The organism is Prevotella sp. HJM029 (genome assembly GCF_000599605.1).
In the GTDB taxonomy this organism is placed as follows: domain Bacteria; phylum Bacteroidota; class Bacteroidia; order Bacteroidales; family Bacteroidaceae; genus Prevotella.
Window position 1 is genome coordinate 106,158 of the sequence record NZ_KK082679.1, and the last position, 13,298, is coordinate 119,455.

At 46.4% G+C, this 13,298-nt stretch carries 12 protein-coding genes and 1 tRNA gene; 2 read left to right on the top strand and 11 right to left on the bottom strand.

What is annotated here, in order from left to right; all coding sequences use genetic code 11:
- Positions 1 to 2: 2 nt before the first annotated feature.
- From X919_RS0114250 to X919_RS0114275, 5 genes are all read right to left on the bottom strand, one after another.
- On the bottom strand, positions 3 to 749 hold the full coding sequence (locus tag X919_RS0114250; protein WP_036918125.1) for a cytidylyltransferase domain-containing protein: 747 nt from the start codon (positions 747 to 749) through the stop codon (positions 3 to 5).
- Between the two features lie 136 nt (positions 750 to 885).
- Positions 886 to 1,389: a DUF6169 family protein gene (locus tag X919_RS0114255; RefSeq protein ID WP_028900694.1), complete on the bottom strand. Its 504-nt coding sequence runs from the start codon at positions 1,387 to 1,389 to the stop codon at positions 886 to 888.
- Positions 1,386 to 1,541, bottom strand: a complete 156-nt coding sequence (locus tag X919_RS16775; RefSeq protein ID WP_004381072.1) for a hypothetical protein — start codon at positions 1,539 to 1,541, stop codon at positions 1,386 to 1,388. The genes X919_RS0114255 and X919_RS16775 overlap by 4 nt, the downstream gene beginning before the upstream one ends.
- A gap of 135 nt (positions 1,542 to 1,676) precedes the next feature.
- Complete coding sequence (locus X919_RS0114265; protein WP_028900695.1) at positions 1,677 to 2,996, bottom strand: nucleotide sugar dehydrogenase; 1,320 nt, start codon at positions 2,994 to 2,996, stop codon at positions 1,677 to 1,679.
- A 594-nt stretch (positions 2,997 to 3,590) separates the two neighbouring features.
- A complete protein-coding gene (locus X919_RS0114275; RefSeq protein WP_028900696.1) occupies positions 3,591 to 3,836 on the bottom strand; it encodes a DUF5053 domain-containing protein in 246 nt (81 codons plus the stop codon).
- A 695-nt stretch (positions 3,837 to 4,531) separates the two neighbouring features.
- Between X919_RS0114275 and X919_RS0114290 the strand changes: the two genes are divergently transcribed.
- Positions 4,532 to 4,999, top strand: a complete 468-nt coding sequence (locus X919_RS0114290) for a hypothetical protein (protein ID WP_004381081.1) — start codon at positions 4,532 to 4,534, stop codon at positions 4,997 to 4,999.
- Between the two features lie 139 nt (positions 5,000 to 5,138).
- Here the strand turns inward: X919_RS0114290 and X919_RS0114295 are convergent.
- A tRNA-Arg gene (locus X919_RS0114295) sits at positions 5,139 to 5,212 on the bottom strand.
- 164 nt (positions 5,213 to 5,376) lie between these two features.
- Between X919_RS0114295 and pepT the strand changes: the two genes are divergently transcribed.
- Complete coding sequence (pepT, locus tag X919_RS0114300) at positions 5,377 to 6,600, top strand: peptidase T (protein ID WP_028900698.1); 1,224 nt, start codon at positions 5,377 to 5,379, stop codon at positions 6,598 to 6,600.
- Between the two features lie 149 nt (positions 6,601 to 6,749).
- Here the strand turns inward: pepT and X919_RS0114305 are convergent, their stop codons facing one another.
- The 5 genes from X919_RS0114305 to X919_RS0114325 all read right to left on the bottom strand — a co-directional run bounded on the left by X919_RS0114305 (position 6,750) and on the right by X919_RS0114325 (position 13,279).
- Positions 6,750 to 7,253: a hypothetical protein gene (locus X919_RS0114305; RefSeq protein WP_028900699.1), complete on the bottom strand. Its 504-nt coding sequence runs from the start codon at positions 7,251 to 7,253 to the stop codon at positions 6,750 to 6,752.
- A 185-nt stretch (positions 7,254 to 7,438) separates the two neighbouring features.
- On the bottom strand, positions 7,439 to 8,329 hold the full coding sequence (locus X919_RS0114310; protein ID WP_028900700.1) for a carbohydrate kinase family protein: 891 nt from the start codon (positions 8,327 to 8,329) through the stop codon (positions 7,439 to 7,441).
- Between the two features lie 163 nt (positions 8,330 to 8,492).
- The gene (locus X919_RS0114315) at positions 8,493 to 9,698 is read right to left on the bottom strand and encodes an MFS transporter (RefSeq protein ID WP_028900701.1); all 1,206 of its coding nucleotides are present in this window, start codon (positions 9,696 to 9,698) and stop codon (positions 8,493 to 8,495) included.
- A 101-nt stretch (positions 9,699 to 9,799) separates the two neighbouring features.
- Positions 9,800 to 11,530, bottom strand: a complete 1,731-nt coding sequence (locus X919_RS0114320) for a glycoside hydrolase family 32 protein (RefSeq protein WP_028900702.1) — start codon at positions 11,528 to 11,530, stop codon at positions 9,800 to 9,802.
- A gap of 9 nt (positions 11,531 to 11,539) precedes the next feature.
- Positions 11,540 to 13,279: a RagB/SusD family nutrient uptake outer membrane protein gene (locus X919_RS0114325; RefSeq protein ID WP_028900703.1), complete on the bottom strand. Its 1,740-nt coding sequence runs from the start codon at positions 13,277 to 13,279 to the stop codon at positions 11,540 to 11,542.
- Between the last annotated feature and the right edge of the window lie 19 nt (positions 13,280 to 13,298).

The window sequence follows — 13,298 nt, forward strand, 5'->3', positions numbered from 1 at the left end:
GTTTATTTGCTGTTTTGCTTGATTTGTGCCTCCATTTCTTGGTAGAGCGCAGGGTGATGGTCTAAGAAATTGATGACCTCCTCAATGGAAGGATAGGGGTTTTTGCTGCAAAGTGCACCATAAACCTGTTGTGCTATCTCGAAATCAGACGGCGTGTCGGTGGTTAATCTCACGTGCGTATGGGCCGCCAAAATAGCAGGCCCATCAATCCATTCGATAGAAAAATCGTCGGGATGGCTGTAAATATAGTTGGTGACATGCTCGTGATAAAGGGGCTCTTGCGTAGCTTCTTTCACTCGTTCCAAGGCTTTGCGCGTCACATATTCTGTCCAAAAGCCATAGTGTGTCTTGATGGATGGGGTGCCATTGATGTTGAAGCTCATGTAATCGCAATTGCTCTGCTGCGCCTTCTCCACTAATTCTTTGATGGAATGAAGCTCTAAAAAGGGATTGTCAGAGCAGATGCGAATGAGTCGTTCTGTATCAAAAACGTGGGCAGCGTCGATGAATCGTTGCAACACATCGTTCTCTTCACCCCGGAAACACTGCACGTTCTCTTGCTTGGCTAAGCGTTCAATGGCGTCGTTTTGTGGAGCTTTCGAGGTGGCAATGACGATGTTTGTGCCATCAACTTGCCTGAGCTTGTCAAGCAACAGTTGCAGAATACACTTGTTTTGATAAAAAGGCAAGAGAATTTTGTTGGGCAATCGTGTCGAACCAACACGCGCCTGAATCATAAATGTAATCATAAGTGTTGCTTTAAGTGAATCGTATTTTTATTTAATTGTTTCCTCCTTCTAATCTCTTCTGAACAAATCGCGGGTATAAACCTTCGTTTTTACGTCGTCTAACGCGCTGTCGTAGCGGTTGGCAATGATGGCGTTGTCATTCAGGTTTCTGCCCAAGAAGCCCAATGGTTGCACTGAATTCTTGTAGTACTTTTACCAAGTGGGGATGATCATTGCGAATAATGATTGTGGCATAGTTGATGATACCGTCTTCATCGACAATAGAAGAGGATAGGCAGGTGAACTGCGTTTTTCTTTGAAAGGTAGAGAACCATCTTTCAAAGAGTCTGTTTCGCATAGACTGTTTCTCATCACCTGTTTCACAAATATAGAGCATGACAGCATTGTTAGCCCTAAAAAATTCTTCTACAATAGCCAGAACAGTTTCTTTTACGGAAGGGTCATTGGGCGACTTTCTGTTGTTGATGTTCGCTATAACAAGCTGATATGCACCTTCTTTTATGAGCGCATCATCATAAAGGAAGCTCACAGAATAGTGTATATCATGCTTGGTGAAAAACTCAAAAGCCATTCCATCAGCCATAGGAACGACCGTATAGGGGGCTGTTTTGTTGATATTTTCAATCAACAAGCTATTCATAACACTTCGAAATGACAGTCTTTTTGCCCCGTACGTTGCTCGTATTCGGCCTTCATCCGTGCTTCTAAAGCCTGAAGGTAGGCCTGTTTTTTATGTTTAGCAGCCATGAAACGAGCCATGGCCTCTTCTTTTTTGCGTTCTGTTTTTTCCATATTGCTATCCTCCATTATTATAAGGTGCAAATATAATCCTTTATTTTGAGCATCACAAGCGATTGGAAAGGAAAGATTTGCATTCGTTATCAAAGGGCAAGGTGGGATGTGAAGAAGGGCGTTCTGCCTCTCTTTCTAATCTCTTCTGAACAAATCTCGGGTGTAAACCTTCGTTTTTACGTCGTCTAACGCGCTGTCGTAGCGGTTGGCAATGATGGCGTTGGCTTGGGATTTGAATTGCGAGAGGTCGTTGACGACGCGGCTTCCGAAGAAGGTTGTGCCATCGTCGAGGGTGGGTTCGTAGATGATTACGCGGGCACCTTTGGCTTTGATGCGCTTCATGATGCCCTGGATGGAGCTTTGACGGAAGTTGTCTGAGTGGCTTTTCATCGTCAGACGGTAGACGCCAATGATGACTTCTCGCTCGTCGTGGGGCGCATAATTGGTCTCTTCGCTGTAGTTATAGTAGCCCGCGCGCTTGAGCACTTGATCGGCAATGAAGTCCTTTCGGGTGCGGTTGCTTTCGACAATGGCCTGAATTAAGTTCTCGGGCACGTCCTGATAGTTGGCCAACAGCTGCTTCGTGTCTTTGGGAAGGCAGTAGCCTCCGTAGCCAAATGAGGGGTTGTTGTAGTGATTTCCGATGCGAGGGTCTAAGCAAACGCCGTTGATAATGGCTTGAGTGTCAAGGCCTTTTACTTCGGCATAGGTGTCTAATTCGTTGAAATAAGACACGCGAAGTGCCAAATAGGTGTTGGCAAAGAGCTTCACAGCCTCGGCCTCTTTCATGCCCATGAAGAGGGTGGGGATGTCGGTTTTGAGGGCACCTTCCTGCAACAGACGGGCAAAAACCTCGGCCTGTCGGCGCATGTTGTCGGGACTTGTCACCTTTTTGATGGCCTCATTCTCAGCCGTTTCGCCGGGGATGAGCTTGGGATAGCCCACGATGATGCGTGTGGGGTAGAGGTTATCGTAGAGGGCTTTGCTCTCTCTGAGGAACTCGGGTGCAAACAACAGGTTGAATTGCGCTGCGCCTTGCTGTGCATATTTCACATACAACTGGCGCGTATAGCCCACGGGAATGGTGGATTTGACCACCATCGTGGCCGACGGATTGACGCTGAGCACCTTGTCGATGACCTCTTCTACGTGGGTGGTGTCGAAATAGTTTTTTGCCGGATCGTAGTTCGTTGGTGTGGCAATCACCACAAAGTCGGCATCTTTGTAGGCCATGTCGGCATCCAATGTGGCCGTCAGTCGCAGAGGTTTCTCGCGCAGATACTGCTCGATGTAATCGTCTTGAATGGGCGACTGGCGATGGTTGATGAGGTCGATCTTTTCGGGAACGACGTCAACGGCCATCACTTCGTGGTGCTGTGCCAGCAGGGTGGCCATGCTGAGGCCCACATATCCGGTGCCGGCGACAGCAATTTTCAGGTCTTTAAAATCTTTCATTGCTTGATGTTAAGATGGTGGAAATGCGTGTGTTGCGCCGTAAGTGGACATACTTCTGCCTCCTTCCGACGTGTGTAAACATCGGAAGCGGCCTATAATCCATGCGCAACCCCACCGCTTTGAAGTAAATTTCGCCCTGTGTTGAGGGACAATGCGTGCATCGACGTGGTGCCGTTTGCCAGTGAAACGTGCGCTGCGGTTTGTTCTTTACGCGTCAAAAGTGAGCATCATGCATTGTCAATGCTTATTTCCTTACAGTTTGGTTTGTAGCATTTCCGTTCTGCATGTGCAAATGTATAAAAAATAAACGAGAAACAAAGGCTTTTATATTGAAAATAAAAGGGATAGGGGAGGAGGAACACTTCATGGGTAGATGGCGAACAGGGGACGGCCTATCTGCGTGAATGGCATACTGCTGTGTGAGGCTTATTCACACGGGGTTCTCAGCTTAGTATTGTTCGCTCCCTGATGGTGAATTGTTTTTACAATGTTTGGCTTTCTATTTTAAGCGCTGTTTTCGATGGTGTAGCAGTGGAAATGCCCCATCACAAAGTGTGTACAGTGGCGTTCCATGCGCGATGATCAGACTACACATCAGAGCCTATCTGCCGCTTGCCTGATGCGTTCTGCAATGTCTTGGAGCGAGCTTTTCAGCCGTTCGCGGTCAACATCGCTAAAGTCATCGGGGACACCATTGTTTGTTCCGCTGAATTTGTGGTAGAGCCATGAGCGCGATTTGCCGAAATAGTTTTTGGCTAAATAGGCCCAATTGACCTCCTCATAGACATCGGCCAACACCTGGCGGGTTGTCGTTTTCTGCTGTTTTACATTTTCTTCCATATCGTTTCCTGTTGTGTTCCCTGCGTGGGGAACAGTGGTTTGTGTCTGCCCATATGTTTATAACCCTCGCGATGATGCAAGCTCACGAGCGTTCTTCCATCCTGTGGATCAGCATGCTGTCGGTATTCGGTGCTTATATCCACTCCGTTGCAGTGCCAAAGCGTGGCATCGTCCCGGTTGGTGGGGTATTGCAAAAGTAATACTCTTTTGCGTATTGTGCAAATAAACGAAGCTTAAAATCACCCGAAGATAGTGGTTTGACCTTTTTAAGTGGTTCTTTTTGTGTGTGCGGAAGGCGATGTGCTGTCCCTATTCAGGGCCGCTCGGATATCGCTATCCTCGCGTTGCGGAGGCAAAGGCGGCGCATTTTGTTGGTAATGTGGACTGCTTTTGCCAGAGATTGCTGCTGTTTTGCAAGGTAATTGCGTGCAAATCTCTGCCCTGGGGTAAAGGTTACAAATGGTGAATTTTAGTGCTTTTTATCTCTGGCTACCGCGATTGGTGCGGCAGGGTACTGCTCATTTAGTGCTTTTGATGTTGTTTCGTTCGTTTATTTTCTTTATTTTTGCAACATGAAGATGCTTTCCCGAATGGCTATCAATGCTTCATGATGGCGTTTTTGTGTGTGAGAAGCGATGGGAATAAGGGCAATGCCTTCTGCTTTTTACCTGTATAGCCCATAAAACGAATAAAATATGAAGCCAACAAAAGAGAACACCCTCTACCTCACTATCAAACAAGTGTATTTTGATGCGATTGTAGCAGGGCTGAAGAAAGAGGAGTATCGCGAGATTAAAAACACCACCTATAAGAAATATCTGGAGGTGGATGAGGAGGGATGGCCTTTATATCACTCGGGATTGATTGATGCAGAGAACCCTTTGCTCGGCGATCTTTGCATTTGGAACAATGGTGTCTATCCCTATGTTGCCAATCAAAAGTGGGAATATCTCTCGCTTGCTGTTGGCTATGCGAAAGCGCGTGACACGGCCATTGTTGAGATTGAGGACATCACTTTTGAGCCCTTGACAGACAAGGAGGGACATTTCGCGCGTTTTTCGGTGAGCGATGATGATGAGGCTAAGCTGGATGCGAATGGCGAATACTGCTTTTGGCTTGCCGTGTTCCATCTTGGGAAGGTTGTCGAAGTGCATAGAAAGTAAAAGTTTTTGGTAGCCTTTCGAGCTGCTTTCAGTAGGTGGTGGCAACTCTTTTGGCTGCGTGTGGCGCATATTCCTGTTAATATTCAGACAAAAAAGCGAGCATTTCATATGCGAAATGCCCGCCTATCCCGAGATGAAGTGACCCCGTTGGGATTCAAACCCAAGACCTTCAGAACCGGAATCTGACGCTCTATTCAGCTAAGCTACGGAGCCAAAGTCGTGCAAATTTACGAATAATAATTGGGTATTGCAAATGTTATTGGCTCATTTATTTTGCAAATAGCCCGATTTGTCGTATCTTTGCCTATGCCCTTTGCGGTGGAAAAAGGACGCAGAGTGGTGGAAAACGAAATTTAATGGAATGAAGATAAAAGCAAATGGAACTTGCAGAAAGATTTATGAATTACACCAAGTTTGACACACAGTCGAACGAGGAATCGGAAAGTGTGCCCTCCACGGCGAAGCAATTAGACTTTGCCCGCTACCTGAAGAAAGAGCTCGAGAACGAGGGTTTGAGCGATGTTGAGATGGACGAGATGGGCTATATCTACGCCACCTTGAAGGGAAACACCAAGAAAAAGGTGCCCACCATCGGTTTTATTTCGCATTATGACACGAGTCCTGATGCCAGTGGCAAGGACGTGAAGGCGCGCATCATTCGGAATTATGACGGCAACGACATCACGCTCTCGCCCGGAAAGGTCTCCACGGTGGCCAAATTTCCCGAGCTGAAGGCGCATGTTGGCGAAGACATTATCGTCACCGATGGCACCACTTTGTTGGGTGCCGACGACAAAGCCGGCATTGCCGAGATTGTGCAGGCCATGTGTTTCTTGCGCGACCACGACGAGATCAAGCATGGTGATATTCGCGTTGGTTTCAATCCCGACGAGGAAATTGGGCGCGGTGCCCACCATTTCGATGTCGAAAAGTTTGGTTGTGTCTGGGCTTACACGATGGATGGCGGCGATTTAGGCGACTTGGAATATGAGAATTTCAATGCGGCCGGTGCCAAAGTCACCATCAAAGGTGTGAGCGTTCACACGGGCTATGCCAAAGGGAAGATGGTGAATGCCAGTCGTTTGGCGTGCGAATTTAACAGCATGATACCCGATACCGACATCCCCGAAGCCACTGAAGGCTATGAGGGTTTCTATCATTTGTTGGGCATAGAGAGCCGCACCGAGGAGGCGAAACTCAACTATATCATTCGTGATCACGACCGCGAGAAGTTCGAAGACCGCAAGGATTTCATGGAGCGTTGCGTCGAAAAGATGAACGAGAAATATGGCGAAGGCACCGTTTCCATCGCTATTCACGACCAATATTACAACATGAAGGAGAAAATCGACCCCAACATGCATGTCATAGATATTGTGCTTCGTGCCATGCAAGAGAATGGGGTGGCACCCAAGGTGGAGCCTATTCGTGGCGGAACCGACGGCGCACAGCTCAGCTTCAAGGGGCTTCCTTGCCCGAATATCTTTGCCGGTGGCGTGAATTTCCATGGTCCTCACGAGTTTGTGTCGATTCAAGTGATGCAGAAAGCCGTCGATGTGATTGTGAAAATCTGCGAGATTACGGGTAATTTCGAAGATTAATCGCGTCGGGCAACCGGCTTCGTCGGGGTGACATGGCGTCGCTCCTGCCCGCCGTTTGCTGCCCGGTTAGCTGATGATAAAACAAAGGCTTATGTCCATTTCGATGGACATAAGCTTTTATTGTTGTGGTGGATGGTGCGTGCTGCAGCCTACTTTCCCGCTTTCTTAAGCGCAGCTTTCAACACTTTTCCGCAGACTTTCCCTGCACTTTCGGCACCCTGTTTGATGAGGTTGAGCCTCGTTCCCCACACGCCGCCGCGCGTTTTCAGTGCGTCGATGCGTGCTATTTCGTGTTGTTGCGCGTCTAACAGCAACGCATCGCAGAGGTAATCGCCCTTTGTGCTCACACTGTTGACCACCACTTTCAGGGTGTAAGGTGCGTCGGGAAAATGTCCAATGGTCAGCCCATCGCCCAATGTGCGGTTGGCATCATTCGTGAAAATGCCCACCACCTCGGGCTTATCCTTCTGCCAATCGGTCTCATAAGCGCTAAAATCTGCCTCCGACATGCCGTGAATATTCATAAACACCATATCGAAATTCACGCGACTTTCTCCCTTTAGTGGGGCAAAAGAGCCTTGCACACGGCCTTGTGCTGCCATGTTGAGCACGCCCATCAGAGCGAATGAAAGTAAAAATAAAATCCGTTTCATCTTGTATATTTAAAAGTTTTGCATTGCTATTGGGCAACCAGCTTGACGTATCGAAAGTCATTTTGGATTTGCCGGAGGAAAATGCCATCAGGAGTTATGGCTCCGCCTTTGATTTAGATGCCACAAAATTATCATTTTAATTTCATTCTAAGCCTTGTTTTATGCTGTTTTTGCTTATCTTTTATTTACTTTTCCCTCAGCTGCCTGGTGAACTTCTCGGGGAGTTGAGGCATCGCTCCATTCTGTGTGCAAACATAGGCACTTACTTCAACAGCAAGTTTATGTGCCTGTTTGATCGATTTTCCTGCCAGAATTGCAGAACAGAAAGTGCTCGTAAAACTGTCTCCGGCGCCCACAGTGTCGGCAACTTCAACAGATGGAGTCTCTTGGAAAGACTTTGTTGCCGGTGCGAAGACATAGCTTCCATTAACGCCACAGGTGAGAACAAGCATCTTTAGATTGTATTTTCCTAAAATGAGCCAGCATTTGTTTTCGATATCCAGGCCGGAATAGCCGAAGAGTCGCCCCAGCGTGATGAGCTCTTCATCATTGATTTTTAGGATGTCGCAGGATGCAATGGCATCTTGAATGATTTCTTTTGTATAGAAATTCTGACGCAGATTAATGTCGAAAATTTTCAAACAATCCTTTGGTGTGGCCTCAAGAAAGCGGTGAATGGTGGTTCTGGACACACTGTTGCGCTGTGCTAACGAACCAAAGCATACTGCACGAGCGTTCTTTGCCACGGTTTCAATCTCGCTGTTGAAGGGAATATTATCCCAGGCCACATTTTCCTTAATGTCGTAAGTGGGTACCCCCTCATCATCAAGTGTCACCTGTACGGTCCCTGTGGGGTAATCGACAAGTGGCATGATATAGTTGAGTCCTTTCTCGTTGAGTTGTTTTCGTGTTTCATCTCCTAAGATGTCATTGCCTAAAGCGCTGATAGCCATGGCATCGAAACCAAACTGATGGACGTGATAAGCAAAGTTGGCGGGGGCTCCACCAAGTTTTGAACCGTCGGGTAAGCAATCCCATAATGCTTCACCAAGACCTACTATAAATCTTTCTTGCATAAGTTAAAAATAGGAGCCTCGCCGCCGCTTTCTCTCCATGGAGCAGCAAGTGGGCCGTCGAGGCTGGTTGAATGATTTTTGTTTATATCTTCTTTATACTGTAACCGTTTGTTCTTTTGCGTCATTTCCTCTATCAAGAGTGAGGCCTTGTTTTGCAGTCATGCTACTTCTCGCTCTCAGAAGACGGGACAGGGATGAGACTTTTAATATAGGTGAACAGGTAGATGACGCCTATTGCCATGACGAGGATGGCTCCGGATTGTCCCATGCGCACGCTTGCAAAGCCCATAATTAATGGGAAAATGGTGCCACCAAAGAGCCCCATAATCATGAGTCCGCTCACTTCATTCTTCTTTGTGGGAACGCCTTGCAGTGCTTGGGCGAAAACCATTGAGAACACATTAGAGTTTCCATAGCCCACCAGTGCAATCGAAGTATAGAGCATCCATTCTGACGTTCCGAAATAAAGCCCCACCATACTCAATGCCATCATTGAAACACTGATGATGAAGAATGTGCGTGTTTTCAAAAAACGCAAGATGATGCTTCCCGTAAGGCAGCCCAATGTGCGGAAAAGAAAATAAAAGCTGGTTGACTGTATGGCATCATTCAACGGGAGATGAAGTTTTTCTTGCAGAATTTTAGGTGCAGTAGTGTTTACACCAACATCAATACCCACATGGCACATGATGCCCATGAAGCTCAACAAGACAATTGGAATGCCCAAGAGTTTGAAGCAAGCGATGTATTCATCCATCACATTACGGGCGGGGAGCTGATTTTCAACGATAACCGTTTCTTCCTCAATGGGCGTGCCCAGAAGCAACAAGGTTGCTATAATGCCCACTACCATATAGATAGGGAAAAGGACACGCCATCCTAAACCAAAGTTAGGCAGTGTTGCTGTAGCGCCCCAAGCAGCGAGATAAGGCACTAAGAACGATGCAATGGCCTTGATGAATTGGCCGAAAGTGAGGGTGCTGGCGAGGTTCCCGCCTTTAATTACGGTTGAAACCAGCGGGTTGAGTGAGGTTTGCATGAGTGCATTACCAATACCAAGCAGTGAAAAGGCAATCAACATCAAAACATAACTTTCACCGAAGAGGGGCAGAAGTAAGGATATAAAAGTAATAGCGAGTGATAACAACACTGTCTTTTTGCGTCCAATCTTATTCATCAGCACCCCTGTAGGCACAGAGAAAATGAGGAACCAAAAGAAAACAAGGGACGGGAATATATTAGCTTGCACGTCGTTTAATCCCAAATCAGACTTTACATAGTTAGATGCTGTGCCCACAAGATCGACGAAGCCCATCGCAAAGAAGCAAAGCATCACGGGGATAATCGTTAGTTTGTTGTTTTTTTCCATATTGAGAATTGATTTTTGTTTTTGATTGACTGATTGTTGTTAAATTGGAATGGACAGAAGGAAAAATCGTTCTTTTACGGAGAACGATTTTTCTTTTCACTTTATTTTAAAGTATAGATAGTTGTCTTTGCACCTCCCTTTACGACAAGGTTGTTATAGGGTTGTGTTGGGAACACGAGATTGGTCATGGCCATTTTCCCTGCAGCGTCGAAAGCCTCAATGCTACATTTATCGATGAAGAGGCGCAACTGTGTGATTGTCCCGTATGTGGGGGCTATGCTTACGGTCTTAAACATGTTGCTGAAATCCGTCATTCCACTTTGTGTGCGGTCCATGCTAAACGTGCGGTTCTTAGGGTTGTAGGTCATCACAACACGCTCGTTCTTATCGTTACTGAGTGTGATGACCGTGGGCTTAGACTGCGAACGAATGTCCATCACAATTTCACAGGCTTCAGTTGGCTTCCCAACCTTTGCACTACGAAGTGCCAACAGCTCTTTAGAAGGCGTCACACTCACGTAGGTTTCATCGCCAAAAGTAAAGAGACCGAGATCGCGCGGCACTGAGTTAGCGCTGCGATATTGCATCGTTGGTACTTCATTGGCATATTGCCAGTTGCTCATCCAAGCCATAACAACATGCCTTCCATCGGGTGCATTGTCGAAACCGACGGTAGCATAGTGGTCTTTACCATAATCCATCCATTTCGTTACTTCCGGTTTGCTCTCGCAAGTGAACTTATGGCCATCGAAATCGCCAACAAAATACTGTGTAGCGCTGCCGCCAAAAGGTCCACCAGGATTGATGTTGCAAATGAGTAGCCATTTTGTTTCATGGGTTCCGCTAACCGGTAACTTCATCAGGTCAGGGCATTCCCAAACCCCTCCGTGGTTACCATATTCATGTCCGAACTTACTTTCGAGCACCCAGTTCTTCAGATTCTTGGAACTGTAGATGTTCATTTCCTGTCCAGCAGCAAGAATAAGGTTCCAAGCCTTGATATCTTCATTCCAAAACACATGTGGATCACGGAAATCAGGCACATCAGCTGTAATCACAGGATTATTGTTATATTTGGTGAAGGTTTTCCCATTGTCAGTGCTATAAGCCAAACTCTGTGTCTGATTTGTGCCGGCTGAGGTGTAAAAAGCCACGATTGCCTGGTTACCGAAGCCTGCTGTGTTCTCTTTATCAACTACAGAAGAGCCGCTAAAGATTGTTCCAAGAGCATCGGGAGTGATGGCATCGCCCTCAAATGTCCAATGTGCAAGGTCTTTGGAAGTGGAGTGTCCCCAGGTCATATTCTCCCAATACGAGCCATAAGGATTGCGTTGGAAGTAGAGATGCCACACTCCATCCTTATAGAACATGCCGTTGGGGTCGTTCATCCAGCCCCAAAGTGGGGTGTGATGATAGACAGGACGATATTTCTCGCGGTTGGAAGTGTCGAAATAATCGCTTGTTTTTAGCATTTTCCAAGCTACGAAGTCCTTGACTGCTCCGGTAGAACGTCGATTACTTTGAAATGTAATGTCGAGTAACACGTCGCTATCTTGGTGTGTGTCGAGTTCCAAAGGTACGCTATAATCAACGTTGTCAATGGCCAAACGGCAGTTGAGTTCTTTCACCACTTGATTATCTCTGATCACGCGTAAATGGGCATTTTCCTCCTTTTCTTCGATCGGTAAGATGAGGAATTTGTGCTTTGATTGCAAGCGATAAATCACATGATTGTCGCCAAGTATGTTGAGTGTCCCAGGAGCTTGCGCCTGAACAGCAAGTGATGAAGCGGCACAAAAGGCCGCCATCACGAGTTTATGGATGTTCTTCATATCGTTATTTTATTTATTGTAACCCTTGTTCTGTGTGTATAATCCTGGGATATAATACAACTGGTTGTAGGGGACTGGGAAGAATTCGTTCTTTTCGGGTGTGAAGTGTGCATCCTTATAGTATTGTGCAAACTTCGTTCCTTCATAATTGTCATTGACTTCGGTTTGGAAGTAATGATTCAACGTTTCCGAAGCAATGCCCCAACGACGCAGATCAAAGAAGCGTTCGTGCTCCATGCCCATCTCTAAGCGACGTTCCCAACGCAGACACTTGCGCGCAGTTTCTTTGTCGGCGAAATAGGAACTTGGATAAAGTGCAATTTCACATTGATTGGCCGCATAGGCAATATGCTTGTTGATTGAATTGGCCGCACGCTGACGAATGGCATTGATGATTGTACGTGCTTCAGACAAGCGGCCAAGTTCGATGAGTGCTTCTGCACGCATAAGCATTACATCCGTGTAGCGGAACACATATTCATTCATGGCAAAAGCCTGCCAAGGAGAGTTGTAAGTTTCGCCCTTACTGCGCTGTGGAACCTCCTTTAATGAGGTGTAATAGCCATAATCATTTGGATTGCGCGAATTCTTTTTCGTTAGCGTGTACTGATTTTCATACTTATAGGGGAAGGTTGGCATGCCCACGGTATGGAACAAACGTGGGTCCCACTTTTGCGTTGTAGGATGTCCATTTACAGGATGAGCCTGTGTTTGGTCGAAATCATCAAACTCGGGAAGCCCGTTCTTCGTTTTGAAAGCATCTACAAGATTCTGTGAAGGTTTGTGGAAGTCCCATCCACAAGACCATATTCCCCAACAACCATTCAGTGTGTTCGACCAGTTTGCACGGCCAAAAGTGGTGTTATCGTCTTTATAATCAGAACATTGTACGGCAAAAATTGATTCTTTACTGTTCTTATGTTCGGGCAGGAAGATGTCGCCATAATCTTCAAGATAACCATAATTTGAACCGACAACGGCATCGGTATAGTCGATTACCTTCTGCATATCAGTGGGGTTGATGTGCGAAACACCCGTTGTTTGCTCATAACCATCGCCCCAAGCCAAATCCAAATAGCACTTCGCTAAATAGGATGCAGCTGCAATCTTATGGGCACGAGCCCTTTCGCTTTGCGTTTCAGGCAAGACATCATAAGCCGTTTTGAAATCAGCGATAATCTTTTCATAGAGTTGTTGATAGGTGAGTGCATCATTAGGCGTTTTCTCTTGTGCGTTGTTTTTGAACACTTCTTCGTCAATCCATGGCACTTTACGGAACACCGTAATCAGCTTATAATAGAAGTGTGCACGCAAAAACTTCACTTCAGCAATGCGTTGTGCCGTGACGGTTGCGCCTAACTTACTGTTTCCATACTTCTCAAGTGAGGCTAAGGCACGGTTACAGCGTGAGACAGCTGCAAAGAGTCTGTACCAAAGTTCATCTAACGGACCTATCGTTGAGGTCATGTTCGTCCAAATTTCAAATGGATGATAATCTGTGTCGTTCACTCCCGACCCACCTTTTAAGCAATCGTCTGAAGTGACATCGCCATAAGTCCAAAGATTAAATGGATACTGATACCAGCAATCGCCCAACATCGCATAGGCACTATTGGTCATAGCCTCAGGGTCAGAGAAAGCCTTCTCTTCATCAACTACAGCTGTTGGCTTATAGTCAAGGAAATCATTGCAGCCTGAAAGTGTGAAGCTGCCTGTTAGCAATAGAATTGCAATATATATATTTTTCATTTGTCTGTCAATTTAAATT

Coding starts and splice junctions, on each gene's coding strand:
- X919_RS0114250 (WP_036918125.1), bottom strand. CDS start 749: ATGATTACATTTATGATTCAGGCGCGTGTTGGTTCGACACGATTGCCC.
- X919_RS0114255 (WP_028900694.1), bottom strand. CDS start 1,389: ATGAATAGCTTGTTGATTGAAAATATCAACAAAACAGCCCCCTATACG.
- X919_RS16775 (WP_004381072.1), bottom strand. CDS start 1,541: ATGGAAAAAACAGAACGCAAAAAAGAAGAGGCCATGGCTCGTTTCATG.
- X919_RS0114265 (WP_028900695.1), bottom strand. CDS start 2,996: ATGAAAGATTTTAAAGACCTGAAAATTGCTGTCGCCGGCACCGGATAT.
- X919_RS0114275 (WP_028900696.1), bottom strand. CDS start 3,836: ATGGAAGAAAATGTAAAACAGCAGAAAACGACAACCCGCCAGGTGTTG.
- X919_RS0114290 (WP_004381081.1), top strand. CDS start 4,532: ATGAAGCCAACAAAAGAGAACACCCTCTACCTCACTATCAAACAAGTG.
- pepT (WP_028900698.1), top strand. CDS start 5,377: ATGGAACTTGCAGAAAGATTTATGAATTACACCAAGTTTGACACACAG.
- X919_RS0114305 (WP_028900699.1), bottom strand. CDS start 7,253: ATGAAACGGATTTTATTTTTACTTTCATTCGCTCTGATGGGCGTGCTC.
- X919_RS0114310 (WP_028900700.1), bottom strand. CDS start 8,329: ATGCAAGAAAGATTTATAGTAGGTCTTGGTGAAGCATTATGGGATTGC.
- X919_RS0114315 (WP_028900701.1), bottom strand. CDS start 9,698: ATGGAAAAAAACAACAAACTAACGATTATCCCCGTGATGCTTTGCTTC.
- X919_RS0114320 (WP_028900702.1), bottom strand. CDS start 11,530: ATGAAGAACATCCATAAACTCGTGATGGCGGCCTTTTGTGCCGCTTCA.
- X919_RS0114325 (WP_028900703.1), bottom strand. CDS start 13,279: ATGAAAAATATATATATTGCAATTCTATTGCTAACAGGCAGCTTCACA.